The sequence below is a fragment of the Limnothrix sp. FACHB-1083 genome (assembly GCF_014696485.1).
Taxonomy (GTDB): domain Bacteria; phylum Cyanobacteriota; class Cyanobacteriia; order CACIAM-69d; family CACIAM-69d; genus CACIAM-69d.
In genome coordinates this window covers 247,803-273,309 of the sequence record NZ_JACJQD010000002.1, presented here as the reverse complement: position 1 = coordinate 273,309, position 25,507 = coordinate 247,803, and the positions used below count along the sequence as shown (strand labels likewise).

Genomic DNA, 25,507 nt, shown 5'->3' with positions numbered 1-25,507 from the left:
TAGGGCCTGATCCCGAATCCATGAGCACCAACGGCAATCCGTTTCACGATCGCCCCTCTCAACCGGGCGCTGATAGCCTGCCGGGTGACCAACTGCCCCCCGAAGACTACGCCCGCAAGCTCTATGAAATGCAGTTGCGGGCGGAGGAGCGCCGCTTGCGGGAAGAGGCCCGGCAAATGGCGATCGCACGGCGCAATGAGGTGTTGCGGCGGGTGCAACAGGGAACCTACTACCTGATTGTGGCCCTGGAAATTTTGATTGGGATGCGATTCCTGTTGCAATTGACGGGAGCGAATCCCCGCAGTCCCTTTGCTCAGGGCATTGAGTTTTTGGCCAGTCCTTACATTGGCCCCTTTTCAACGTTATTCCCGGTGTTTCGGTTTGGTCAGTTCAATGCGTTGGATCTGAATGCGATCGTGGCGATGCTGACCTATGCCCTGTTGGGGGTGCTGTTTGTGCGGCTGCTGAAGATTGTGTCGGATTAGCCGATCGGGGCCAGTGATGATCCTCGAAGGTGAGCGATCGAGGGCGTTGGGTCGCAGGGGAGCAATGCCCATCCGGCAGCCCCAAAGAAAAGTCCTGACTCGCGATCCATCAAGTCTTACGGCGATCGAGCGCATCGCCCAATCCTTGAATGATGCCGCGGCCAATGAAGCCAAGGCCTCGGCCGATCGCCTGGAGCACCATCAGGGCCCCACGACCGGCCAGGGTGACCGTGGCCCGCACCCGAGGGGCGATCGCGTCGCGGGCTTCAATCAGCAATGTGACCCCCAAGGGCACACCGGACAGGGCCCGCCACTCCTGGTTGCGGGGCGCATAAACCGGCAGGGCCACAATGCCCCGATCGCTGGCCGTCAGCAGCCAATAGCGACTTTCGTAGATGGCTTTGGGTTCGCTGACCCAGCGTTGCACTCGATATTTCCAAGCCAGGTCATTCCGAAACCGTTCCACTTCCCGGGTGGGCAACCAGCGCCGATCGAACAGGGCCAGCTTCAGGCCTTCCCGATCGCCATAGCGATTCAAAACCGGTTGCACCACGGCGCAGGCCAAACAAAGCACCAGGTTATGCAGCAGGGCGCTGGCCCGATCGAGGGCGGCTCCGGTTCCCGCCTCCACCGTCACCCCATCCACCGTTAGGGGCAGACCCCACAGCAGATGTTCTAGCAGGGGACCCAATTCCACGGCGCGATTCAGAATGTCTGTGGCCACGATCGGCCAATCCTGAAGCAGTCGATCACGTTGGAGCCGCAAGGCCCCACTGCCCGATCGCAGGGTTGAGCGCTCCGTGAGCCAGTCGCCTAAAAAGTCATCCAGAAGCTGAACCCACCAGGTTCGCAACAAGGCTTCCTGTTGGGCCAGCAGCCGATCGCCCCGCAGTCGATCGCGGCGCACTTCCTCCAGACCCCGTTCCACCCGCCGCAACACCAGGGCCAACAGCTCCCGACGGCGATCGGGATGCAAAATTTCAATTTCCAGGGGGGAACCGGTCAAATTCACCAGTCGATCGACCGTCAGCCGGGCCACCGCATCGTCAAAGAGGGTCGATCGCCAGAGGGTCAGGTCTAGGGCGGTTGGTGTGGAACCACTCGCCGGATCCTCAGGGGGCGGGGGTGGATTACGGCTGGAGTCGATCGCTCCGGAGCCGATCGGGCGATTGGGTGGCGCATTGGCCGATGGATTGGCCCCACCCGCAGCCTGATTAGCGGCTGAATTGGCCGGTTGCGTTGGTGAGCGGTTAATCGGGCGCGTTGCCGATCGACCCAAAGGCGAACTGAGCACCGATGCTGACGATGCCGTATCGTCCTCCGGATCCCAGCCGCTCCCGCCCCGATTCGTTGGATCCACATTGGTTGGATCCAGATTGATCGATGGGTCGGGAATGCCACCCGCCAGCCAGCCCAGAACCGAGCGGGCCGCCCGCAACTCGCGCTGCCGGCCCGCCAAGACCCACTGATCCCACCAAGGGCGATCGCGTCGTTGGGCCAGCGTGGCCCCGTCTCGCAGGGCCCGATCAACCTCCAGCCACTGGGATTGGAACCAGCGCTGCCGATTGCTGAGGGCTGGCGGTCGGCTCAATTGTCCCTACCCCAACTAGCGAGGTGTGGCAGCGGGAGCCGGTGCGGGCGCTGGACGCAGGGCCCCCGGACTGATGAAGCCCAGCTCCGCCAGTTGTTGATAGGCCTTGGTTCCCAAATCTCGCGTGGGGCTTTGGCTCGAAACAATCTGCACCAACAGAGGAATGGCTAATTCCGGTTGATTTTGGGCCCGGTGAACCAAGGCAAGCTGATAGGTCGATAAATCGCGCATTTGGGCCGCTTCAAGGGCGTTCTTGCGCTGTTCTTGGGAAATGCGGTTGTCGATCGCGGAAAATGCACCAGACAATTGCTGATGGAAGTTCGACAACTGGTTAAACACCTGTCGAGCTTGCTGCAAGCGCTGTTGAGCCAAACCGTAGTTTTGGGACTCGATCGCGCGGGCAGCTTCGTCCATCAAGCGTTGACCGCCGGCCATGCTCAACAGTCCCGTTGCTTGAACCACCGCCGGTTCAGGGTTAGCTGGCGTGGCATCGGGCAAATTCGTTTCTTGGGCCCGCACGCTGGGGGCCAGCGCGGCAACTGCCAACAAGGGAAAAACAACACGCAGCAACCGGGGGAATCGAAGGGCTAGCATGGGCTGGGTGGATTGATTAGGAGCCGCTTGACATCCTCCCCACCCCAAAGGCGTGGGGATTCTGGTGCTAACCAAGCAACCGAGGCTGCTCGACTAGACCATGGGTTGACGCTTCATGGGCCGCCACCAGCGAACTGGATTCACGCTGGCCTCTGCGTCCGTTTTGAGTCTCGGACTGCCCGCCCGCGACTGGGATCAAGCCACTCTCCAAGGGCGAGGCTTGTATCCATTACTTTGGTCAAATCGGCTCTATTCTACGACAAGGTTCGATCGCCCTTGGGCCCCTCCGCGCCCGATCAGCCTAGATTGGTGGCGGCATTGACCATTCTGGCTGGCTGATTTCCGTCGCCGTCGATGACCCCCCTGTCGTCTTCAGGGCAATCTGCTTCCCAGCCTGTTTCCAGCCTGTTTCAGGAGATATTCCCCGTGGCGGATTTGCAACCTTCTTCTCATCCCGTGCCGTCCGATTTGGACTCTGTGGGGGCCGTTGGTGTGCCGCCCCAGTTTCTGGGCCTGGTGTTGCAACGGGGCGGAGATGAAGTCCTCCTAGAAAAAGTGCCCGATCGCTTCGTGGTGCGCCCCAAAGCCGCCCAGTCGATCGATCCCACCCGTCTGCCGGACGTAACCCAGGTGCGACCTCTGGGGCGAGGCGTGGCCCTGGTGGAGTTGCTGGTGGCTCCGGCCCGGTTGGATTCGGTGATGGATGAGGCTCGCCGATCGGGAGCCTTTGACTACGTGAGCCATGTTTATCAGTACCAAAGCCAAGGGGCCACAAGGGTCTATTTGGGGGATGAGGTGACGATCGTGTTCCATCCCACCCTGGTGGCCCAGGCGGTGGATGCGATCGCCCAAGGCCTGGGGCTGGTGTTGGTAAAACCCCTGGACGGCGTTCCCAATGCGTTTATCTATCGCCTGAGCGATCGAACGCCCCTCAACCCCCTGAAAATTGCCAACACCCTGCTGGAAAATCCGGCCGTTCTGAGCGCCGAACCCAACGCCATCCTCGAAAGCCAACCCTTCTACCGGCCACGGGATGGGTTTTACAGTTCCCAGTGGTATTTGCAAAACAACGGGGGCAGCAGCATCACCGCCGGTTCCCACATCGATGCGGAAAAAGCCTGGGACATTACCCGGGGCGATCGATCCATCATCATCGCGATCGCCGACGATGGCATCGACCTCAGCCACCCGGACTTTCAGGGAACCGGCAAAATTGTCAGCCCCAAAGATTTTAAAGACAACGACTTTAACCCCCTGCCCGGCACGCGGGACGACAGCCACGGAACCGCCTGCGCCGGGGTTGCCGTGGCTGAAGAAAACGGCAGCGGCATTGTGGGAGTGGCTCCCCGTTGTGCCTTGATGCCCATTCGCACCACCGGCTATTTAGATGACCAAGCGGTGGAAGAACTGTTTGATTGGTGTGTGTCCCGGGGGGCCGCCGTGGTTTCCTGTAGCTGGGGCCCAGGCAGCATTTACTTTCCCCTGTCCACCCGGCAGCGAGCAGCCCTCAACCGAGCAGCCACCCAGGGCCGCAACGGCAAAGGCTGTGTGATTGTGTTTGCGGCCGGCAACGCGAACCGGCCCGTGAATGGCACGGTGAATGAGCAGGGTTGGCCCAACAAGGTGTTGTCGGGATCCACGGAATGGCTGTCCGGGTTTGCGGCCCATCCGGACGTGATTGCCGTTGCCGCTTCCACCAGCTTGAACCGCAAAGCCGCCTACAGCAATTGGGGCGATAACATTTCCGTTTGCGCCCCCAGCAACAATGCATCACCGGGAATTTGGTTGCCGGAAACCGGCGCAATCTTGACTCCGCCTCAGGTGACCAGCAACCTGGCCGGAGCCGGAGTATTCACGACCGATCGCCTGGGGTCAGCGGGCTACAGCAGCACGGACTTCACCGCCGACTTTGGGGGCACATCCAGCGCTTGCCCGGTGGTGGCAGGTGTGGCGGCCCTGGTGTTGTCCGCGAATCCCAACCTGACGGCGCGGGAGGTGAAACAAATTCTGGAATCAACGGCGGACAAAATTGTGGACACCAACGCCGATCCACAGTTTGGATTTCGCTACGGTTCCTATGACAGTCGCGGGTTTTCCCGGTGGTTTGGCTACGGCAAGGTGAACGCTTACAAGGCGGTGTTGGAGGCCCGGCGACGGGCGGGCGGCGGCAGTCCGGCTCCGAGTCCTGGCCCAACCCCCAGTCCTGGCCCGCTGGGGGATGACGTGACGGGCCATTGGGCCGAAGCGTTTATTCGCCAGTTGATCCAACGGCAAATCATGAGCGGCTACAAGGAGGATGGCACCTTTCGCCCCAACACCAACCTGACGCGGGGGCAGTTTGCGGCCCTGTTGGTGAAGGCTTTTCCCAGTTTGCCTAACCTGCGATCGGGGGCGAAATTTTGGGATGTGCCGGCCAGTTTTTGGGCCGCTGGGGCGATCGACCAATGCTATCGACGCGGATTGCTGGCAGGGTTTCCCGACGGCAGCTTTAAGCCCAATGCCAACCTGACCCGGGCCCAAGCGTTGGTCGCCCTGGTGAATGGTCTGGGTTTGACGGGGGGAACCTTGAGTGTTTTGAGCTATTACAGCGATGCGATTCGGATTCCCAACTTTGCCCGCGACGCGATCGCCACGGCCACAGTGCGGCGCATGGTGGTGAACTATCCCGACCTCACCCGCCTGGAAGCCGAGCGGGCAATCACCCGGGGGGAAGTGTCCGCCTTCCTTTACCAAGCCCTGGTCACCAAGGGCCTGGCCAGCGCCCTGCGATCGCCCTACATTGTCGATTTGGGCAGCAACAACACCAACAGCGATCCGGCCAGCAGCGCCTTCAGCGACATCACCGACCATTGGGCCGCCCCCTTCATCAATACCCTGGCGGCACAGGCCATTCTCAGCGGTTACGAGGACGGCTCGTTCCATCCCGATGAGCCGATTAACCGGGCCCAATTGGCGGCGGTGTTGGTCAAAGCCTTTGACCCAGGCGATCGGCGATCGGGCAAGGTCTTTCAAGATGTGCCATCGGGCTATTGGGCGGCGGCGGCGATCGATCGCGCCTACCGGGGTCAGTTCCTCTCGGGTATGGATGCCGATCGATTTGGCCCCGAGCTGGGTGTGCCCCGTTGGCAGTTGGCCGCGGCCCTGGCCGGAGGGCTGGCTTGGCCCGATGAGTCCCCCGAAAGCTTGGCAGTGCTGGACGATCGCGCCGAAATTCCCAGCGCCGTGCAGGGCAAAATTGCCGCCGCCCTCAAGCGCCAAATCCTGCAAGGGCAACCCAGTCCCGATCGCCTGAATCCCAACCAACCCACCACCCGCGCCGATCTGGCCAGCTTCATTCACCAGGCCCTGATCGCTGAAGGGCGACTGTCTTAGGAGTGGTCTGAGGAGTCACCTGGGTGACTGGCCAAGCCCTCGTAGTCCTGGGGGCCAGGGCTTGAGCATCTGGTCTCTGCTGATTGATGAGGCTCACCCGGTGGCGGTTTGGGCTGCTCAGACCTCCTGGGCGATCGGTGCTCCCTGGTTGCGGAAATCACGCCGGGCCTAGACCTCTCGGCCAAATCCGGCACAATAGGGACATTGGCCCCATGGGCTAATCAACCGCGCTGGTCAACAGTACAGTGCCACGCCCCAACCCATTCGCATTCCAATTGCTGCTCCATCCCTGACCATGACTCATCCCTTTTTGGAACGGTTGCATCACCCTTCGCGTCCGGTCATCGTTTTTGACGGCGGCATGGGGACGCTCCTCCAGGCGCAGAACCTGACGGCCGATGACTTTGGCGGCCCGCAGTATGAGGGGTGTAATGAGTATTTGGTGCAAAGCAAGCCGGAAGCCGTGGCCTATGTGCATCGGGAATATCTGAAGGCGGGCGCAGATGTGATCGAAACCGACACCTTTGGGGGAACTTCGATCGTCTTGGCGGAATACGATTTAGCCGACCAAGCCTATGCTCTTAACCGCAAGGCCGTGGAACTGGCCAAGGAACTCACCCGCGAATTTTCGACCCCTGAAAAACCGCGTTTTGTGGCCGGTTCCATGGGGCCGGGAACCAAGTTGCCGACCCTGGGCCACATTGACTACGACACGATGAAAGCGGCCTACGCGGAACAGGCCCGAGCGCTCATCGATGGTGGGGCTGATTTGTTGATTGTTGAAACCTGCCAAGATGTGTTGCAAATTAAGTCAGCACTGAATGCGATCGAAGAGGTTTTTGTCGAGCAAGGATCGCGGATTCCGTTGATGGTTTCGGTGACCATGGAAACCACCGGCACGATGTTGGTGGGGACGGATATTAACGCCGTGGTGGCGATTTTGGAACCCTACCCGATCGATATTTTGGGGTTGAATTGTGCCACCGGCCCCGATCGGATGGCGGAGCATATTCGCTACCTCTGCGAGCGATCGCCCTTTGTGGTGTCTTGCATTCCCAACGCGGGCTTACCGGAAAACGTCGGCGGCCATGCCCACTACCGCCTGACCCCGATGGAATTGCGGATGGCCCTGCACAAATTCGTGGAAGATTGGGGCGTGCAAGTGGTGGGCGGCTGCTGCGGCACGCGCCCCGATCACATCAAGGAATTGGTCGGCATTTCCGAATCCTTGCAACCCAAAGCCCGCGAGATTCGGGTTCCCAAAAACCTGGAGCCAGGCCGGTTCGATCGCAACCCATTGCATTACGAACCTGCTGCTGCATCGATCTACGGAACGCAGCTTTATCAGCAAGATAATTCCTTCCTGATTGTGGGCGAACGCCTGAACGCCAGCGGTTCCAAAAAATGTCGAGAACTGCTGAACGCCGAAGATTGGGATGGGCTGGTTTCCCTGGCCAAAGCCCAAGTCCGCGAAGGGGCCCACGTGCTGGATGTGAACGTGGACTATGTGGGCCGCGATGGCGAACGGGATATGCGGGAGTTGGTTTCGCGGCTGGTGAATAATGTCACCTTGCCACTGATGTTGGACTCCACGGAATGGCAAAAAATGGAAGCCGGTTTGAAAGTGGCCGGCGGCAAATGTTTGCTGAATTCCACCAACTATGAAGACGGTGAAGAGCGCTTTTTGAAAGTGCTGGAGCTGGCCAAGACCTACGGCGCTGGGGTGGTGATCGGGACGATCGATGAAGACGGGATGGCCCGCACCGCCGAAAAGAAATTTGCGATCGCCCAGCGGGCCTATCGGCAAGCAGTGGAGTTTGGGATTCCCGCCCATGAAATCTTCTTTGATACCCTGGCCCTGCCGATTTCCACCGGCATTGAAGAAGACCGCAAAAACGGAGCCGCCACGATCGAATCGATTCGGTTGATTCGGGAAAATCTGCCCGGCTGCCACATTTTGCTGGGTGTTTCCAACATCTCCTTTGGTCTGAATCCGGCGGCACGGCAGGTGCTGAACTCGATGTTCCTGCATGAATGTATGCAGGTGGGGATGGACTCTTCGATCGTCAGTGCGGCCAAGATTTTGCCCCTGGCGAAAATTGAGCCGGAACATCAGGAAGTCTGCCGCGATTTGATCTTTGATCGCCGCCGGTTTGAGGGGGATGTTTGTGTTTATGACCCCCTGACCCAGCTCACCCAACTCTTTGAAGGAGCCACCACCAAAAAAGCGGCGGGTGTGGATGAAAATCTCTCCCTAGAAGAGAAGCTAAAACGCCACATCATTGATGGCGAACGGTTGGGACTCGAAGCCATCTTGCAGCAGGCCATGACCCAATATCCACCGCTAGAAATCATCAACACCTATCTGTTGGATGGGATGAAAGTGGTGGGGGAATTGTTTGCCTCGGGTCAAATGCAATTGCCCTTTGTGTTGCAATCGGCGGAAACCATGAAAGCGGCGGTGGCTTTTTTGGAACCGCACATGGAGAAATCCGAAACCAGCAACAATGCCAAGGGGACTTTCGTGATCGCCACGGTCAAGGGCGATGTGCATGACATTGGCAAAAACCTGGTGGATATTATCCTCACCAACAATGGCTATCGGGTGATTAATTTGGGCATTAAACAGCCCGTAGAGAATATCATTGATGCCTATGAGCAACACAAGCCCGATTGCATTGCCATGAGCGGTTTGTTGGTGAAATCGACGGCATTCATGAAAGAAAATTTGGAGACCTTCAACGATCGCGGCATTACCGTGCCTGTGATTTTGGGCGGCGCGGCCCTCACACCGAAATTTGTCTATGAGGATTGCCAAAAGACCTATCGCGGTCGGGTGATCTATGGCAAAGATGCCTTCTCGGATCTCAGCTTTATGGATAAGTTGATGCCCGCAAAAGCTGCTGAACAGTGGGACGATTTCCAGGGCTTTTTAGGGGAATTTGCCGATGATCCGGCGGCGCTGGGTCGTTATGGCCAAGCCAAGGCGGATGGTGACGATGCGGCTGAGAAACCCGCCAAAGCCGAGAAACCCAAGGTGATTGACACGCGGCGATCGGAAGCGGTTGACCCAAACATCGATCGCCCCCAACCGCCGTTCTGGGGCAGCCAATTGCTGAATCCCTCGGACATTGCGATCGAGGAGGTGTTCAACTATCTCGACTTACAAGCCTTGTTCGTCGGTCAATGGCAATTCCGTAAACCGAAGGAGCAATCCCGCGAGGATTACGATGCCTTTATTGATGCCAAAGTGCGGCCGATTTTGGCGGAATGGAAAGCCAAGGTGCTGGCAGAAAACCTGCTGCAACCGCAGGTGATCTATGGCTATTTTCCCTGCAATGCGGAGGGGAATACGCTCTATATCTACGACCCGGAAGCGGTCAGCGCGGGGCAAACCAACCTAGAGCCGATCGCCCAATTTGAGTTTCCGCGCCAAGGATCGTTGCGTCGCCTTTGCATTGCCGATTTCTTTGCACCGAAGGAGTTGGGCATCTTTGATGTGTTCCCGATGCAAGCGGTGACGGTGGGCGAAATTGCCACGGAATATGCCCAAAAACTGTTTGGGGCGAATCAATATTCCGATTATTTGTACTTCCACGGGATGGCGGTGCAAACAGCGGAAGCCCTGGCGGAATGGACGCACGCTCGCATCCGTCGGGAGTTGGGGTTTGGCGCGCAGGAACCGGATAGTTTGCGGGACATTTTAGCCCAGCGTTATCAGGGATCGCGCTACAGCTTTGGCTATCCGGCTTGTCCGAATATTCAGGATCAGTTGATTCAGTTGCAGTTGCTGCAAACCGATCGAATCAACATGTATATGGACGAGAGCGAGCAGCTTTATCCGGAGCAGTCCACCACGGCGATCGTTGCTTACCACCCGATCGCGAAGTACTTCACCGCATAAGCTGTGGCCGGCGTGATGACCGCAGCAAGTTAAGAAGCGGCAGTCTACTATCCAGCAAAATTCTAAAAGCCGTGAAATCTTTATCAGCCAAAGGTTTCACGGCTTTTGTTCTTTTTTCCAAAAATCTTAGCCTGGAATCTTGACAGCTTCTCAATTACTTGCTAGGTTTATTCCAGGAATCTTAGATCAAATCCCTGGAAATGAGCAAAGTTATCTACGATTTGATTCAACGCTTTGAAGTTGAGGATGGAGTTCCGCGATTAATCGCTAGTACTCTCAATGTGATTTCTGGTGGAGAAGATTTGTTTTCTACTGCTCAAAAATTACTAGAGGAGCGCAATTTTTCCGATTTCTTTGTTGAAAGGAAAGCTTCTCAGTACGTTGGATATCGTAAGAAAGTTGCAGGTGGAGTTTCTAAAAGATCTCAACTCATTATCTCTCAGCGCAAAGATGGTATCTGTATTTCTTTGCCAGAAGAGTTTCTTAAGCAATATATTATTCAATTCCGTTACGGAGCATATTGTCCTGAAGCCAAAATAGATATAGATGAATACGTTGCAAAAATTTGGATCATTCCAAGTAAGAAGGAAGATTTCACGGCAAGTCTGAATCCTTGCTATTGGTTAAAATTTGAAGAACTGGATGGCTTGCAAAGGAATGAAAATCTTGGGGCTAGGACTACTGATATGCATGAAGCTAGGACTATTGATATGCATAAATGGGAGGATGATGGTTATGAATTCCATTTCATTCCAGGTAGCGAAATTATTCCACGAGAAGAGTTTGATCCATGGAAAATCAGCAGTCCAGACACCTATTTGATTTTAGGCGTAGATAAACTTTTTCCTTATGCACTACAGACAACCATCACTGATATCAATCTTTTGAAAGAATTTTTAGAATTCTTTATAGACAAGCTTTTGACCACTTCATTTGACTAATTCCAAAGGAGGTAACGACGATGATCATTCATATTTCTGATCGAGCTTCTCAACTAGGCTATGGCAAACCTCATCGTGCCCAACTGCGGGAAATTGGGAAAATTGCAACTGCCCTCAGTCACAGTATCGGTCTTGCTCCCAGTTATAGAAAGCAGTTGATTGACGGACAATGGCGACCAGTGAGGAATTGGCAAGAACATCATTTACCATTGATAGATGCTGCAATTCACATCTTTTTTCGTGGGGGTACTCAATCTGCAAGTTGACTAGTTAAGCAGTAGGGTGGGCATTGCCCAGTAGCTTGTAGCGAGTAGGCTGGGCATTGCCCACCGCTATCCAGCTAAAACAGCATTCATCCTCAAAATAATGATCGCGCATTGATCGCAGTGCGATCAGATTGCGTCATCAATGGGTCATAAGTGTAGGTGGGCATTGCCCACCCTACTGCTTATCTCGCTTCATAAATAACTTCCGCTGAATCTAAGATTGCTTGGCGGCGAAGGGCGTTATGGCTGTTCATCACGCTTTGACGAGTTAACAAATCAACTGGGCGTTGCAAGAGAGTCGCTAATTCTTCTCGCATTTGAATAAACTCCAAGCCCCAAGAATGATGAGGAACAAAGTTGACCAAGACATCCACATCGCTACTCACGGAAAAATCATCCCTGAGAACTGAGCCAAAGAGCGCGAGTTCAACCACTTTCCATCGTTGGCAAAACTCAACAAGCTGCTCTGGAGTAATGCCTAATCGGGATTGGAGGTTAGGGTTGAGTCGCTGTCTAGTCATTAATCATCACTTCTGTTGTCTTGGCTTCTATACAGCGCTATTGCATTATTGAGAGTTTGGCGACTGTTGCCGCACGGGAATCTCGATCGTAAACTCCGTGCCCGCTTCCCTTGTTGAATGACAGTAGAGTTTACCTTTATGTTTTTCAGTGATGATTTGATAGCTAATGGAAAGTCCCAAACCTGTCCCCTTACCGACGGGTTTTGTTGTGAAGAAGGGGTCAAAAATACATGATTGCACCTCTTCAGGAATACCTTGTCCATTATCAGCGATCGTAATTTTAATTTGATCTGAACCATTAACTTCTGTGCGCAACCAAATTGCATGAGACTTATGCTGTAGCTCTTGATCAGTGCAGGCTTGATTGGCCTCTTCAATTGCATCAATAGCATTATTCAGCAGATTCATAAACACTTGATTGAGCGATCCGGCATAGCACTCCACTGGAGGTAAGTTGCCATATTGCTTTCTAACTTGAATTTCCGGGCGAGTTGCCGTTGCTTGAAGCCGATGCTGCAAAATCATCAGAGTATTATCCATTCCTGCATGGATATCAACTGCTTTGAATTTGGATTCATCTAACCGCGAAAAGTTGCGTAACGAGAGCACAATTTTTTGAATTCGCTCACTCCCAGTTTGCATTGATCTGAGAATGTTAATCATGTCATCTTGCAAGAAGTCAAGATCAATTTCTTCACTCAAATCTTGTAATTCTTGAATGGGGCTAGAAACATATTTTTGATAGGCCGTAACAAGCTTTAATAGATTTTGAGTATAAGTTTTGATGTAAGTTAAATTGCCATGGATGAAATTAATGGGATTGTTGATTTCATGGGCAACGCCAGCTACCAGCACACCCAAGGCTGACATTTTCTCAGACTCAATTAGTTTGACTTGTAACTGCTTGAGATCCCTCAGCGCCACTTCTAGTTCGCGAGTGCGATGCTCCAGATTGGCTTGGGATAGTTCAAAATCTCGAATAACAACTTTAAGGATACGTTCTCTCTCTTCGCTCGCATCTTCCAGTTGTCGTCGATCAGCCTCTGAACGCTCTAATTTTTTCGTGAGAACTCGTACTTTCTTCTCTAGCTCTCGTAGCTTTTGCTGATCAGCATTGGCTTCCATAGGACTTTTATGCTGTGCCTAAAAGCAGAGTGACGAAAGTTTCTTGATGATAGTAATTAGAACCCTGTTGTTGAAGTGGTGCAAACTCGCCGTAGGTATAAAAGCCCGCGATCGGCATGATTTTAGGCAGCGCAGTTTTAACTAAATCATATTCTTCCTTGGCTCTTGTTCCCAACAGCCAACGACGACAGCAACAAGAAAAGATCAGCACTGCTTCTGGTTCGGTTCCAGGGTAATTGTCTAGGGCCATCTTGAAAGAAGTTTCAGAGGCAGCAATCACTTGGTCTCGGCTAATTTCAGCCAATTGCACGATCGCGCCTTGGGGGATGTTTCCCAAAAAATTAATGCTGCCTGTTTCTAAGTCGCAGGTGTTGGGAACTCGTAGATAGCAACGATCGCTATCTCCTTCATAAACATAGAGAGGATGCTCTGCGGTAGGAGGGCGATCGCCCAAATATTTTTGGTAAAAGTTCAGCGCCGATTGACCATCAATTTCATACAACACTGTGTTGTGAGATTTGGTGACCGTGCTCTTAGAGCCAATGGGCTGCCAACCGCAACCAGTGCCATGGGAAAAGCGCAAATCTCCAGCAAAAATCAGAACCGGCAGAGCATCGGTGAAGACCTCTGTTCCAAAAAATTGATAGGTTTTCTGGAATCGAAATTGATCGCCTGCGGTTCCACCCACAACGGGGACATTTTTCCCTAAAGCTAGCTCCAATCCTTCCAAAATTTGCTCGCCGCTGGTTGTTGAACCATCAGCCGTATAACTGGCTGGAACTGTGATGCAGAGTTTGGCGGGGGTTAGGCTTTTTTCGGTGGCTTGCTGCACGGCCTGGTGAGCAGCGGCGATCGCGTCCTGTTCGGTTTGGCGACCCACACCCGCGTAAATTTCTACGGTGTCTGAGCAAAATAGCGTTAGGGTCAGCGAGTCTTGTTGAAACCCTAAAATTGAAGATATTTCTCCATCGGTGGTGCAACCAATGAGTTGCAAACCCGGGAAAACCTGATTGATTTTTTGTAAAATTAAGGCATGATCAAAATCAATAGCCGCAAATAACAGTCCTGCCTTGGGCAGCATTCCTGCTAATTCACGGGTACATTGCTCTAGCACTTCTTCAATAGCATCTTGGGAGTCAGGATCATCACTATGACCAAGAACTGTTTTGAGCATGTGTCTTTCCTCTGCAAGGGGACTGATCAACGTGATTAGCTTGATTGTCCTGAAAGCTTTACGATGTCAGTCATCTTTCAACAGGAATTATTACCTGACCGACACTGACGATCAAGTTAAGTTTCATGAGCAAAAAATAATAAATGCGCTGCTTAATCTGTAATGGAGAGCACATTTGGCTTAGCGCTCTGCGTCGTCATTATGGTCTGATCAATAATTGCATGGCGAATGTATAAATAATTACCAGCTATTCAGGCATTACAACTATGGGTAGTACCTATAAAGTAAGGATAAGGTATCAAGCGAGCAGCAACGAGGCATTGCATGGATGAATTAATCATCCGATTGCGACCTCGTGATCTACCAAGAATTTGGAAAAAATCGGGCGCGCTGAACTAGCCAAACTAAACGACTAACCCGCTTTTGTTGATCCGGTCTCTTGGCTCGCAGTATCGATCACGATCGGGCGAGCGATACAAACCGATCGCCCCGTAAAATTTCTGGAAAAGGTTTTAGGGAGTCGATCGGGGAAGTGGCGGCAAAGAACGAGGAGGGCCACCGCTGTTGAACATGTTGAACGGCGAAGCGGCGCGGCTTTGGATGAGGGCCTTGAGGCGATCGATCTCCGTCACCAGGCCGAAGGGCCGGAAATCATTCAAAGAAGCCACCTGATCGAGATGAATCAGCGACACATGAATCGGCGTGCTGCCATTGACGGCGGCCGGTTCCGTAATGCTGCCGGGCATGACACGGTAGGCAACCAAAAATCGCTCGCCGCCCACCTCCGCAATTTCGCCCTTCGTGTAATAGTCGCTGGGAGATGCGCCAAAAACTGCCGCCGTCAGAGACAGCATATTGCTGGTTTCAATTTGCCCCGTGACACTAAACACACGCCACTGATCGTCCAATTCCTGAAGCGTGAGGCTGAGGGGAGTCGATCCTTGGAAAAAGCTGGGCGCAACGGTCTCCGCTTGGGCTGGCAACCCGATCGCCCCGATCATCACCACGGGACTCACGAAGCCAAGCAACCATCGCCGCAGATTCGGGTGAATCTTCTGCATAGAATTTTGTTAGAACCGGAGAAAGCGGGACGATTCAGAATAGATTCCGGTCGCGCTTCAGTCATAGCCTAGAAAAAAGCCATCGCTCGTGACTGCTCAATGGTTCTCAATCAATTATTGCGGTGGTGGTTTGCTGTGGGTGGTTTGCGGTGGGTGGCGATTCCTGGAGCTGCCGGTGCGCCGGTTGCCGGGGCGATGAGTGGTCTTCAGTGCGGTTGCAGGTTTCAGCGTTGGGTTCCTTGCTATCGTTTTGATGGCGATGGTTGAGGCCCGCCAGCGTTCCATGCGTTTTTCTCCGGCAGGAGGTGCAAATCATGCCAGCCCTTGTGCAATGTGCCCTCAGTGATGCCAATTTGGATGCCAAGTTGGCCCGCAACCAGCGGCAACTGGCGATTTCGGTGGCGGCCCAGGCCGGCCATGGGCGGGTGCGATCGAACCTGTGTTTGATTCTCGATCGCAGCGGTTCCATGCGCGGCCGACCGATGGAGATGGTGAAAGCGGCGGCGCGTCAGTTGGTGGGTCAGTTGGCCCTGGGCGATCGCCTGTCGTTGGTGGCCTTTGACCACGAGGCCCAAGTGATTTTGCCTTGTCAGGAAGTGGCCCCGGAGCCGCTGTCAATTTTGCAGGCGATCGAGGGTTTAGCGGCCGGTGGCGGCACTTGCATTGATGAGGGTCTGAAGCTGGGCATTGAAGAACTGGCGCGATCGCGTAAGGAATCGGGCCTTTTGGGCAACGTCAACGCCGATCACAGCGGAATTTTGCCCACTGCACCCTCGGTGTCGCAAATTTTCCTGCTCACCGATGGGGAAAATGAGCACGGCAACGATCCCCGCTGCTTAAAGATGGCGGAATTGGCCGCGAGCTACGGCATTTCAGTCCATTGCCTCGGGTTCGGCAGCCACTGGAACCAAGACACCCTGGAGCAGATTGCCGACGCGGGAGCCGGGGCCCTTTGCTACATCGAACAGCCGGAAGATGCGCCCGCCGCTTTTGAAAGGCTCTTGGCCCGAGTGCAGTCGGTGCAGTTAACCAATGCGCGGTTGTTGTTGGCGTTGGAGTCACCTGTGCGCTTGGCGGAGCTGAAGCCGATCGCCCAGGTGGCCCCGGAAACGGTGGAACTGACGGCGCAGGAGTTGCCCGATGGTCGGCTGGAGGTGCGGTTGGGCGATTTGATGGTGGATGGGCCGCGGGTGGTGTTGGTGAATGCCTATGTGGCCCAGTTGCCGCCGGGGGATCATCGGTTGGTTCAAGTGCAGGTTTGTTATGACGATCCGGCGACGGGTCAGGTGGATCTGCTGTCGGAGCCGATCTCGGTGATTGGGCGATCGCTGGAACTCTTTCACCCGGCTCCCAATGCCCCGGTACAGGCTCACATCGGCGCATTGGCCAAATATCGCCAAACCCAAATTGCCGAAACCAAGCTGCAAACGGGCGATCGCCAAGGTGCGGTGACCATGCTGCAAGCGGCGGCCCAAACGGCTTTGCAAATGGGCGATCGCAACGCGGCGACGGTGCTGCAAACCCAGGCCACCAAACTCCAGGCGGGCGATGACCTGTCGGAGGCCGATCGCAAAAAGACCCGTATTGCCTCAAAAACCACCCTTCGCTAGGGGGGCGATCCCGCCCGATCGCGCCGGGCAACCCCACTCCCGATCGGCTTGGGTTGGCCACCCCTGCGGCCCATACTGGAAATGGGGTATTTTCTGCATTCCAGACAGCTCAGCGCTGAACATGGCATTGCTGCACTTGAGATTATTTTTGGGGTTATTTAATGAGGTTAAATAACCAATTCTGAGGAACCCCGATCGCCCCCATTGTTTCGCTGAGAGGCTGACCCGATCGTGAACCGTTTTAATTGGAAATCAACCCAAGCTTGGCCCATTCTGATCGCGGCCCTGGGGCCCTGGTTGCTGATTTTAGGGGCGATCGGGCTGCTGAATGCGATCGGTTTAGGGGTGGTGGTGCAGGCGATCGGTTGGTTGCTGTTGCTGGTGATTTTGACCCCGATCGTGCTCAGTGTGGTTGGTTTATGGTGGCTGCGGCGCAACTTGGTGGCCGGCCCCTGCCCCGCCTGTGGCTATCCCGTCACCACCCTGCGCGGCTTCAGCAGCAACTGCCCGAACTGCGGCACACCCCTGAGCGGTTTGGGGCAAACGGTGCAGCGCCAATCGGCCCCCGGCACGATCGATGTGCAAGCGGTGGAGGTGGGCAAACGAGAGCTAAGAGATGCCACCCCACCCGACCAACGCTATTGAACGCTCTTGCAGTTCTCGAATACTCATCTTGAGTACTCACCTTGAGCACTAATCTTGAGCACTAATTAACGGAAATTAATTAGTGGGAATTAATTAGTGGAAATCGAGAGTTGATAGGGTTGGCGGCCGCTGGGGTTGCGATCGCCCACAAAGATGTCATAGTTGCCCGCGCCCCAGTAGCCCGGCATTTCCGCCACCCCGTTGGCCGCCGGAATGCAAAATTGACCGCTCGGCCCCACCACCAACAGCGTTAAACCATCACCCCCCTGCACCTTCACCCGCAGGGAGCCAAAATCCTGACCCACCGCCAGGCGATGGTTGGGCGCACCGGCCACAAAGCCACAACTGGTGCTGGTGCTGCCGCCGGCCGTGCCCGATCGAAGAATCGGTTCACTCATGCCCGGCCCCAGGGCAATCAAATCGGCCCGGGCCGGCGCTGCCCAAGGCACGATCGTGACGATCGCCAGGCTGGCGGTCAAAATCGAGAAAAATCGGTTGGTTTTCATGGCAGCATCTCCTGATGGTGAGCAGCCGGGCCTCCAAAACTTGGCAGAACGCCGGATCGCGAATAAATCCAGTATGCGGCCCGCGCTCCACCCGATCGTGGAGGCACTTCCTGTTTATGAACTGGCCGCCCTCAGGGAACCCACTCCCCACAAATTCCGCGCGATCTCATGCCGCTAGACTTCACTAGCGAGTAGATAGTGGGCAATGCGTAACCTAAGTTTGATCAAGTTAGGGGCGAAAGACCCGAATAAAAGGCTCTTTGCGGTAGCGACGATAAACATCGAAATCCTGATCTAAAGTTGCAATTTCTGCAATTCGTAATCGTTCTGAAATAGCTACCAATGCTAAATCTGCAAAGTCTCCAGGCAAATCTGAGTATTGTTCATTGAGTTCTACAATTCTTTGAAAATCATGACGATTTAATGACTCACAGCGATAAATATTCTGTGCTAAATGGTTCAGAAAAATATTTTGAACTTGCCAGCTTTTATTCAATAACCAAAGTACTTCCGTGACACAAGCCAAAGTTGTAATCAGTTCACTTCGACAAGTTCTAAAGAAATCAACAACTCGACTGTGGTATCGATCCTCAGCATTATAAAAAGCAATTAAAACGCCTGAGTCCACTAGCACTTTTGCTGGCTTCATGACTGATCTGTAGTGGATTGATGGAGTCGATCGGCCAAGGCTACTCGTCTTAAATCTCGATCAGCCAAATCACCATCATGCAGCCAATGCTCTGGTAATCCACCCATGCGCTCAAGGATCGTCGGTGGCATTTCCTGTGGTTTGAACATGAAGAGCGATCGAATGACAGTCCAAAGTAGTAACCACCGATCTCGCCATGGCAAGGCTAAGGTTGCTTCACGAAGTTCCAGTAAAGTCATGCTTGTGTTTTTCTAATTAATGTTATTTGGGGTTCTGAGCAAGTAATATCTTACACTTCAAATACTATTCCTTTCGGCCCGGGCCGGCGCTGCCCAAGGCACGATCGTGGCGATCGCCAGGCTGGCGGTCAAAATTGAGAAAAATCGGTTGGTTTTCATGGCAGCATCTCTTGATGGTGAGCAGCCGGGCCTCCAAAACTTGGCAGAACGCCGGATCGCGAATAAATCCAGTATGCGGCCCACACTCCACCCGATCGTGGAGGCACTTCCTGTGTATGAACTGGCCGCCCTCAGGGAACCCACTCCCCACAAATTCCACGCGATCGAGCTAGCGGAGTATTTTGACAACTGAGGTTGAAGAGATTGCTGGAACAATCGCCAAATATTGGTGGATCAAAGTTAGTAGGGCTGTATCTGTGCAGCAATCTGCGAGCAGCGCTCACAATCATTAAAATTATTGCAAAAAGGTTAAAGCTGTTGATCGTAACTTGGCACACTTACTGATGCAGTCCAGAGCATCTTTGCGATCAACATCCAGTCCTGGATATCGCGCTGCAACAGCATATTGAGTCAAAAAGGCTAAGTCCTGAGTGTTAACTTGCCAGTTTGGATAATTGGAACTGAGCATTCGATCGAGTGTCAACAAGTCATGGCTGTAGGGTGGCACAACTTCAGCTTGGATTAAGAGTGCTTTCATCAACTTTTCAATACACTGTTGTGCATGAAAGCAAATTGATCCATAGCTATCTAAATCTGATTGAATGAGAAGGTTTGCAATTTGCCAATCCTCTTCAGATCGCTTGAGCCACTCTTGAATAACTTGCGTCATAAAGAACCTTGCCTTGATCAATCGCCACTCGCACTAGCGGATCAAACTGTTGATACCGCCATTGAACTTCATGAGAGGTCTTGACAATAAAATCCACTGAAAATTCTGGCTCTGTTGCTCGCCAAAGCTCCACAGATAAATCGATTGCCCGTCCCTCAAAATCCATAATTACCAACAAATCGAGATCGCTCCACTCGTGAGGTTGACCGTAAGCATAGGAACCAAACAAGATAATTTTTTCAGGTTGAAACTGCTCAACAATAGCCTGACAAATTCCTGAAATCTGTTGATCGGTAATCAGACGAATCGATGAATTCATCATTCAACACTCCTGGTAGAAATAGAGTGATTGATTGTCTTGCTCCCAGTCTTTATTACAAGAAATTTAATCCCCTTACCCTCATGATCTCGTGTTGGCAGATTCGGACTATTCCTCAAATATAATTCCTTCATAGAATTCCTCGATCGCCACGGTTAGCCCAATACTTTGCAGTTCAACCTGATCGCCCGATCGATAGCTCAAAATCAACCAATCTCCAGCGCTATTCTTGTGGTAGATATCAACCGCCACCTCTTCGGAACTAACTAACACGTAGTCAATCAGATTTGGATTGCGGCGATATTTTTCAAACTTCTTGCCGCGATCGTAGGCTTCCGTGCTGGGGGAGAGAACTTCAACAATCAAGCAGGGATAGGTAATGTAAAGTGGATGTTCCCGATCTCGTGGATCGCAAGTCACACTTAAATCAGGATAGGTATAGTTAGACGTATTAGAAATATTGATCTTTAAATCAGAGTTAAAAACTCGACAATCACCACTGCGCAAATGATTGCTGATCAAGCTACCAATTGTTAGTTTGATTGCACTATGGTTCTGTGTGCCGCCGCTCATGGCGTAGACATGGCCATCGATTAGCTCATGCCGTTCGAGCTGTTTCTCTTCCCAGGCGAAATAAGCTTCGGGCGTGAAATACGATGAATCATCTTTAACAGCAATCATGGTCATTGACCCTCATGATTTCAGATTGGTAGGTTAGTCAGCGATTTGCATTATTTCTCAAACATAATTCCTTCGTAAAACTCTTCAATTGCAACGGTTATCCCAATACTTTGCAGTTCGACCTGATCGCCCGATCGATAGCTCAAAATCACCCAATCTCCCGCACTATTCTTGTGATAAATATCAACGGCTACCTCTTCGGAACTAACTAACACGTAATCAATCAGATTTGGATTGCGGCGATATTTTTCAAATTTTTTCCAGCGATCGTAGGATTCAGTACTGGGGGAGAGAACTTCAACAATCAAGCAGGGATAGGTAATGTAAAGTGGATGCTCCCGATCGCGTGGATCGCAAGTCACACTCAGATCAGGATAAATATAATTAAACGTATTAAGAATATTGATCTTCACATCAGAATTCAAAACTCGACATTGACCACCTCGCACATTAGGACGAATCAACGTAAGAATGTTAATTGCGATCTCACCGTGATTTTGAGTACCGCCGCTCATGGCGTAGACATGACCATCAATTAGCTCGTGCCGTTCGAGCTGTTGGGCTTCCCACTCAAAATAGGCTTCCGGCGTGAAATGGGGCTGATTCTCTCTTGCAGCAACCATTGTTTTTCTCCTGGTTTTTTGGGCTGATTCTATTGTGCTTCAGGTCAACGAGAAAAACATCAGCCAAGCGTCTAACTAGCTTCTGAAGAGGCGGCTATATTGGGTTTCGTGGATCATACTGGCGATCGAGAGACCCCAACCACAAGCAAACCAATCATCATCGGTGTCGGCGGTGGCGAGTTGCTGAATTTCAGCAATGGCGGCAGTTAAATCGGGCCATAAATTGAGTAATGTTTGCTGACCTTGGGTTTGACCGATCGGGATCGAGCGAACCCCGGCGCTCACCAAATTACTAGCCCAAGATTGTAGATAGGCGGTCAACATTTCTGCGTGGCTCAGTTGCCAATGGGCGGCCAAACTAGCAAAGGCGATCGCGTAGTTTACCGGTTGCAAGTTCAGTGCCACTAAGGTGGCATCGGTTGGGTTGAGATCTTTGGCCAAGGTGACCAACGATCGCCCCATTTGCCAACTTTGTAACCGCAATTCTTCCGTTTCTCGTAGGGCCGAAATCCATTGATTCCAATGGTGAATAGAGTCCCGATCGCCCTGGTCGATCGCCTGTCGGGCCTTCAACAGGGCCGCCGCTTCCAGGCGAATGCTGCCCACCCGTAACTCCTGCCGCAACCAGTCGGTCAAATCGGCAGCCGATCGCACCCGGCCCTTGTCCACCAAGGTTTCGATCGCCTCAGAATAGCTGAAGGCTCCCACGGGCAAGGCCGGGCTAGCCAATTGCAACAGGGCAAGCGATCGGGACAGTGGCTCACTCATGGTGGTGGGAATGGGCGTGGTCGTGGTGATGGCTATGGGCATGGTGGGCGCGATCGACCGTTGCATAGGCTCCCGGATCCGGCAAAAAGGGAGCGATTTCCTCAATCACCTGGAGGCCGCGTCGTTCCAGCAAATCCTTCAGGGTGGGATCCGGCGCAAGCCGCAAATGGTCGATCGCGATTTCCAGGGGCGCATGGCGGTTGCCCAAATGATAGGCCGCTTGCAACAGGGATAGCCGATCGGGCGATCGCACCGTCAGCACCGGTTCCGGTTGCGCCACCACCCGGCAACAGTCGCCCTGGGCGGTGCGCAGTCGATCGCCCGGCCGCAGCACCGTGCCCCGAGCCAGTTGCAACCAAGCCACCGTCCCATCATCAAGGGTGACCTGTCGGCGCACCTTCACCCGATCTTCGGCAACCAAGGCCAACTGACGCAGGCCATGATCGGCAGCGGCGGGATCGAAGGCGGCAGAATCCTGGGCCTGGGTCTTGGGCAGTTCCGGGCGATCGACCTGAGTGAACACCCAGTGAGGCGGAACTGTGGACTCGGTTGAGTTATTGGGTTGTTGGGTCGAATTTCCCGGGATCACGGGGGCTACTCCATCACAACTCATTTGATCATCACTCATTCAATTGTCCTACCCGATAAATCGTCCTACCCGATCACGCCGCTTCTTGACTCTATAGCTCACTGGAGAAAATGGAGTTGAGCTGTTAGTCAAACTTGCCCTTGTGCAAGCAGGAGAACAAATCCATGACCAAAATAAAGGGTACAAGCCCCGCCCTTCTAGGGCTGCTTGTTCGATCAACCCCGCTTATAATGTTAGTTATGAAAGCACGATTTCGCTACCGAATTTATCCCAATCGCCTGCAAAGATTAATGCTGGCGAAGACGTTCGGTTGCGCTCGTGTGGTCTACAACGATGCAATTCGGTTGCGTCAAGACCTCTATCGGCAAGGGGAGAAAGTTAGCGATACTGAAATTCAGAAACGGGTGATTACCCAAGCCAAGCTAACCGTTGAACGTGAATGGCTATCGGAAGTTGCATCTGTACCGTTAGTTCAATCCTTGCAAGATGCCCATCTGGCTTTTCGTAATTTCTTCAAAAGCTTGAAGGGTGAGCGCAAAGGTCGCAAGATTGGGTTTCCGAAGTTCAAAAAGAAACACTCAACTCAATCCATTCGATTCACGACCAATGGGTTTTCGGTTAAACCCAACTCGGTTTACTTAGCCAAGATCGGTTGTGTTCGAGTCAAGTGGTCGCGGGATCTGCCATCGGATCCATCATCAGTGACGATCATCAAGGATGCGGCCGATCACTACTTCGCGTCGTTTGTCTGTGAAGTGGATCTGATCGCCCTGAAAGCCGTCAACGATGGGGTTGGTATCGACCTGGGATTAACAACCTTCGCCACTCTGTCCACAGGTGAAAAGGTGCTGAGTCCCAAGCCGTTGGCTAAATCCCTGAAGCGATTGCGCCGCGCTCAAAAATCCCTCAGCCGCAAGGTTAAGGGCAGCAACCGACGTAACCGCGCCCGCCGTAAGGTGGCCCGAATTCACGCCCGCATCAAGGATCACCGAACCGACTTCCTACACAAGTTATCGACCCGAATCGTTCGCGAGAACCAAGCGATCATTCTGGAAGATTTGAATGTGTCGGGCATGGTGAAAAATCGCAAGTTGGCGCGGGCAATTTCTGATGCTGGCTGGTACAGCTTCCGCCAAATGATCGAGGGAAAGGCAATTCGCTACGGGCGGGATTTCCAAGTGATCAGCCGATGGGAGCCGACCAGTCAGCGGTGTTCATTTTGTGGCCAATTGGGTGGAAAGAAACCCCTTGATGTACGCGAGTGGGTGTGTATGCACTGTGGTGCGGTACATGATCGCGATGTGAATGCCGCCATCAATATCAAAGTCGCGGGCGGGCAGTCCGAGACTCAAAACGGACGTGGAGGCCAGCGTAAATCCAGCTCGCTGGTAGCAGCCGATGAAGCGTCAACCCGTGGTCTAGTCGAGCAACTTCGGTTGTTTGCCTAGGGCCGGAATCCCCGCTCCTTTAGGACGGGGAGGATGTCAATCAACAGACTTCGACATCGCAATCGTCTAAAGGTCGCCGCACGATCAAGATTGTGGGTGCTGTGGCTGCTGCTTTGACCGTGATCGCGCCGACCGCTGCCTATGCCTCAGGCTGTGGTTGCGGTGGTTCCGGTTCCTGTACCTGCGGTGCGAACTGTACCTGCACGAATTGCGGCAATTAGGGTTGGAAACTTTGACACCGCTTAAGCTGGAGAGGATGTTAAGACAGCGCTGATGACGACGGCCCCGACCGTGCGATCGTGGTCTGCACTGTGGAGTACTGACCACGGCCCCGGCATGATCAACGGTGGGCCGCCATCAATAACGCCGTCAACAATCTCGTTAACCGATCTGCCGATCGACCAGTTCCCAACCGCCCCAGTCTTGAACTTTGAACAGGCTATGACTATAGATTTTGCGGAATGGAGCGATCGCCCATAATTGCCCATAACGTTAATCTCTGGAATTTCAGAAATTTCTGAAATTTCTGAGTCGCTGCCTGGTGTGGGTAGAACATGCCTAAGGTTTCAGTCATCATTCCGGCCTATAACGCGGCGGCTACTTTGCCCGAAACCCTCGCCGCCTTGCGATCGCAGACTTGGACAGATTGGGAAGCAATCGTGGTGGATGATGGCTCCACGGATCAGACGGGGGAGATTGCCCTGCAAACGGCCGATCCGCGAATTCGGGTGTTGCGCCAACCCAATGGAGGTCAGGCGATCGCCCGGAATTGTGGCTTGGTGGCGGCGCGGGGATCCCTGATTGCCTTTTTGGATGCGGATGATTGGTGGACGGCAACGGCCTTGGCCGATCGGGTGGCTGCCTTGGAAGACAACCCGGCCGCTGTGTTGGCCTACAGTTGGACGGACTATGTGGATGATGACAACCAACTGCGTCACCCGGGCTTTCGCGATCGCCATCAGGGCCAGGTGTTCACCGCCCTGTTGCTGAATAATTTCATTGAAAATGGCTCCAATCCCCTGATTCGTCGATCGGCCCTGGAGCAGGTGGGGGGCTTCCAAACGGAACTCATTCCGGCGGAAGACTGGGACTTGTGGTTGCGCTTGGCTGGGTTGGGTGAATTTGTGCTGATTCCCGAGGCCCAAGTGCGCTACCGGGTTTCGGATCGATCATCCTCGGCCAATCTGCGGCGGTTGGAGCGGGCCTGTAATGCGGTGTTAGAGCGCCATTTGGCCCAGACGGGGCCAAGGTCTTCGGCTTTGGGGCGATCGGCGCGATCGCGGTTTTATAAAGGATTAGCCTGCAAAGCGCTGACGGCGGGGCCGCGCGATCGGGGGCGTGGGTGGCGATCGGCTCGGTTGCTGTTGTTGGCCCTGTGGTTTGGGCCGCACCTGTGGCGAGAATGGCGATTTTTGGCAATCCTCAGCGGCAAGATTGGCCTCACGATTCTGTTGGGGCCAACGCGGTTCGATCGCCTGTGGTCGCGATCGGGTGCGTCCAAATTCGGCTGATCAGAAGCTGATCAAAAACTGATCAAAATCCGTGATACCCAACTCGTAATACTCAA

General features: G+C 53.7%; 25 protein-coding genes. 11 read left to right on the top strand and 14 right to left on the bottom strand.

What is annotated here, in order from left to right:
• Positions 1 to 20: 20 nt before the first annotated feature.
• Positions 21 to 485 (top strand): YggT family protein, encoded by a 465-nt coding sequence (locus H6F46_RS03160; protein ID WP_190353521.1) that lies wholly within the window; start codon positions 21 to 23, stop codon positions 483 to 485.
• 109 nt (positions 486 to 594) lie between these two features.
• Here the strand turns inward: H6F46_RS03160 and H6F46_RS03155 are convergent, their stop codons facing one another.
• Together H6F46_RS03155 and H6F46_RS03150 are read right to left on the bottom strand one after the other, a co-directional pair.
• On the bottom strand, positions 595 to 2,076 hold the full coding sequence (locus H6F46_RS03155; RefSeq protein ID WP_190353520.1) for a DUF3685 domain-containing protein: 1,482 nt from the start codon (positions 2,074 to 2,076) through the stop codon (positions 595 to 597).
• 15 nt (positions 2,077 to 2,091) lie between these two features.
• Positions 2,092 to 2,670 carry a hypothetical protein gene (locus tag H6F46_RS03150; RefSeq protein ID WP_099531474.1) on the bottom strand — a complete coding sequence of 193 codons (579 nt, stop codon included), beginning with the start codon at positions 2,668 to 2,670 and terminating at the stop codon, positions 2,092 to 2,094.
• Between the two features lie 354 nt (positions 2,671 to 3,024).
• On the opposite strand from H6F46_RS03150, the gene H6F46_RS03145 reads away from it, so the two are divergent.
• From H6F46_RS03145 to H6F46_RS03135, 3 genes are all read left to right on the top strand, one after another.
• Complete coding sequence (locus H6F46_RS03145; RefSeq protein ID WP_190353519.1) at positions 3,025 to 6,042, top strand: S-layer homology domain-containing protein; 3,018 nt, start codon at positions 3,025 to 3,027, stop codon at positions 6,040 to 6,042.
• 295 nt (positions 6,043 to 6,337) lie between these two features.
• A complete protein-coding gene (metH, locus tag H6F46_RS03140; RefSeq protein WP_190353518.1) occupies positions 6,338 to 9,946 on the top strand; it encodes a methionine synthase in 3,609 nt (1,202 codons plus the stop codon).
• Positions 9,947 to 10,146: 200 nt separating this feature from the next.
• The gene (locus H6F46_RS03135) at positions 10,147 to 10,887 is read left to right on the top strand and encodes a hypothetical protein (RefSeq protein ID WP_190353517.1); all 741 of its coding nucleotides are present in this window, start codon (positions 10,147 to 10,149) and stop codon (positions 10,885 to 10,887) included.
• Between the two features lie 448 nt (positions 10,888 to 11,335).
• On the opposite strand, the gene H6F46_RS03125 is transcribed toward H6F46_RS03135, so the two are convergent.
• From H6F46_RS03125 to H6F46_RS03110, 4 genes are all read right to left on the bottom strand, one after another.
• Positions 11,336 to 11,674 carry a nucleotidyltransferase family protein gene (locus tag H6F46_RS03125; protein ID WP_190353515.1) on the bottom strand — a complete coding sequence of 113 codons (339 nt, stop codon included), beginning with the start codon at positions 11,672 to 11,674 and terminating at the stop codon, positions 11,336 to 11,338.
• Between the two features lie 45 nt (positions 11,675 to 11,719).
• Positions 11,720 to 12,799, bottom strand: a complete 1,080-nt coding sequence (locus H6F46_RS03120) for a sensor histidine kinase (protein ID WP_190353514.1) — start codon at positions 12,797 to 12,799, stop codon at positions 11,720 to 11,722.
• Between the two features lie 7 nt (positions 12,800 to 12,806).
• Positions 12,807 to 13,973: an FIST signal transduction protein gene (locus H6F46_RS03115; protein ID WP_190353513.1), complete on the bottom strand. Its 1,167-nt coding sequence runs from the start codon at positions 13,971 to 13,973 to the stop codon at positions 12,807 to 12,809.
• A 512-nt stretch (positions 13,974 to 14,485) separates the two neighbouring features.
• Positions 14,486 to 15,034, bottom strand: coding sequence for a hypothetical protein (locus H6F46_RS03110; RefSeq protein ID WP_190353512.1), 549 nt, complete (start codon positions 15,032 to 15,034; stop codon positions 14,486 to 14,488).
• A 314-nt stretch (positions 15,035 to 15,348) separates the two neighbouring features.
• Between H6F46_RS03110 and H6F46_RS03105 the strand changes: the two genes are divergently transcribed.
• A complete protein-coding gene (locus tag H6F46_RS03105; protein WP_190353511.1) occupies positions 15,349 to 16,644 on the top strand; it encodes a VWA domain-containing protein in 1,296 nt (431 codons plus the stop codon).
• Positions 16,645 to 16,875: 231 nt separating this feature from the next.
• Complete coding sequence (locus tag H6F46_RS03100) at positions 16,876 to 17,289, top strand: hypothetical protein (protein WP_190353510.1); 414 nt, start codon at positions 16,876 to 16,878, stop codon at positions 17,287 to 17,289.
• 89 nt (positions 17,290 to 17,378) lie between these two features.
• Here H6F46_RS03100 and H6F46_RS03095 read toward each other — a convergent pair whose 3' ends face one another.
• Positions 17,379 to 17,795 carry a hypothetical protein gene (locus H6F46_RS03095; protein ID WP_190353509.1) on the bottom strand — a complete coding sequence of 139 codons (417 nt, stop codon included), beginning with the start codon at positions 17,793 to 17,795 and terminating at the stop codon, positions 17,379 to 17,381.
• On the opposite strand from H6F46_RS03095, the gene H6F46_RS03090 reads away from it, so the two are divergent.
• Positions 17,794 to 17,973: a hypothetical protein gene (locus H6F46_RS03090; RefSeq protein WP_190353508.1), complete on the top strand. Its 180-nt coding sequence runs from the start codon at positions 17,794 to 17,796 to the stop codon at positions 17,971 to 17,973. The genes H6F46_RS03095 and H6F46_RS03090 overlap by 2 nt on opposite strands.
• 51 nt (positions 17,974 to 18,024) lie before the next feature.
• Here H6F46_RS03090 and H6F46_RS03085 read toward each other — a convergent pair whose 3' ends face one another.
• Complete coding sequence (locus tag H6F46_RS03085; protein WP_099534855.1) at positions 18,025 to 18,444, bottom strand: type II toxin-antitoxin system VapC family toxin; 420 nt, start codon at positions 18,442 to 18,444, stop codon at positions 18,025 to 18,027.
• Between the two features lie 396 nt (positions 18,445 to 18,840).
• Between H6F46_RS03085 and H6F46_RS03080 the strand changes: the two genes are divergently transcribed.
• On the top strand, positions 18,841 to 19,035 hold the full coding sequence (locus H6F46_RS03080) for a hypothetical protein (protein ID WP_190353507.1): 195 nt from the start codon (positions 18,841 to 18,843) through the stop codon (positions 19,033 to 19,035).
• A gap of 102 nt (positions 19,036 to 19,137) precedes the next feature.
• On the opposite strand, the gene H6F46_RS03075 is transcribed toward H6F46_RS03080, so the two are convergent.
• The 6 genes from H6F46_RS03075 to ureE all read right to left on the bottom strand — a co-directional run bounded on the left by H6F46_RS03075 (position 19,138) and on the right by ureE (position 22,492).
• Positions 19,138 to 19,512, bottom strand: a complete 375-nt coding sequence (locus H6F46_RS03075) for a HEPN domain-containing protein (RefSeq protein ID WP_190353506.1) — start codon at positions 19,510 to 19,512, stop codon at positions 19,138 to 19,140.
• Complete coding sequence (locus H6F46_RS03070; RefSeq protein WP_199291362.1) at positions 19,475 to 19,834, bottom strand: nucleotidyltransferase domain-containing protein; 360 nt, start codon at positions 19,832 to 19,834, stop codon at positions 19,475 to 19,477. The genes H6F46_RS03075 and H6F46_RS03070 overlap by 38 nt, the downstream gene beginning before the upstream one ends.
• Before the next feature lie 105 nt (positions 19,835 to 19,939).
• A complete protein-coding gene (locus tag H6F46_RS03065) occupies positions 19,940 to 20,512 on the bottom strand; it encodes a Uma2 family endonuclease (RefSeq protein ID WP_190353504.1) in 573 nt (190 codons plus the stop codon).
• 50 nt (positions 20,513 to 20,562) lie between these two features.
• Positions 20,563 to 21,135 (bottom strand): Uma2 family endonuclease, encoded by a 573-nt coding sequence (locus H6F46_RS03060; protein WP_190353503.1) that lies wholly within the window; start codon positions 21,133 to 21,135, stop codon positions 20,563 to 20,565.
• Between the two features lie 75 nt (positions 21,136 to 21,210).
• Entirely contained in the window at positions 21,211 to 21,969 is a 759-nt protein-coding gene (locus H6F46_RS03055; RefSeq protein WP_242027754.1) for an urease accessory protein UreF, read from the bottom strand.
• Positions 21,896 to 22,492: an urease accessory protein UreE gene (gene ureE, locus H6F46_RS03050; protein ID WP_347278270.1), complete on the bottom strand. Its 597-nt coding sequence runs from the start codon at positions 22,490 to 22,492 to the stop codon at positions 21,896 to 21,898. The genes H6F46_RS03055 and ureE overlap by 74 nt, the downstream gene beginning before the upstream one ends.
• Positions 22,493 to 22,731: 239 nt before the next feature.
• Between ureE and H6F46_RS03045 the strand changes: the two genes are divergently transcribed.
• The 3 genes from H6F46_RS03045 to H6F46_RS03035 all read left to right on the top strand — a co-directional run bounded on the left by H6F46_RS03045 (position 22,732) and on the right by H6F46_RS03035 (position 25,451).
• On the top strand, positions 22,732 to 23,940 hold the full coding sequence (locus tag H6F46_RS03045) for an RNA-guided endonuclease TnpB family protein (protein ID WP_190353501.1): 1,209 nt from the start codon (positions 22,732 to 22,734) through the stop codon (positions 23,938 to 23,940).
• A gap of 273 nt (positions 23,941 to 24,213) precedes the next feature.
• Positions 24,214 to 24,420, top strand: a complete 207-nt coding sequence (locus tag H6F46_RS03040) for a hypothetical protein (RefSeq protein ID WP_190353500.1) — start codon at positions 24,214 to 24,216, stop codon at positions 24,418 to 24,420.
• A 74-nt stretch (positions 24,421 to 24,494) separates the two neighbouring features.
• Positions 24,495 to 25,451, top strand: coding sequence for a glycosyltransferase family A protein (locus tag H6F46_RS03035; RefSeq protein WP_190353499.1), 957 nt, complete (start codon positions 24,495 to 24,497; stop codon positions 25,449 to 25,451).
• The last annotated feature ends 56 nt before the right edge of the window (positions 25,452 to 25,507 follow it).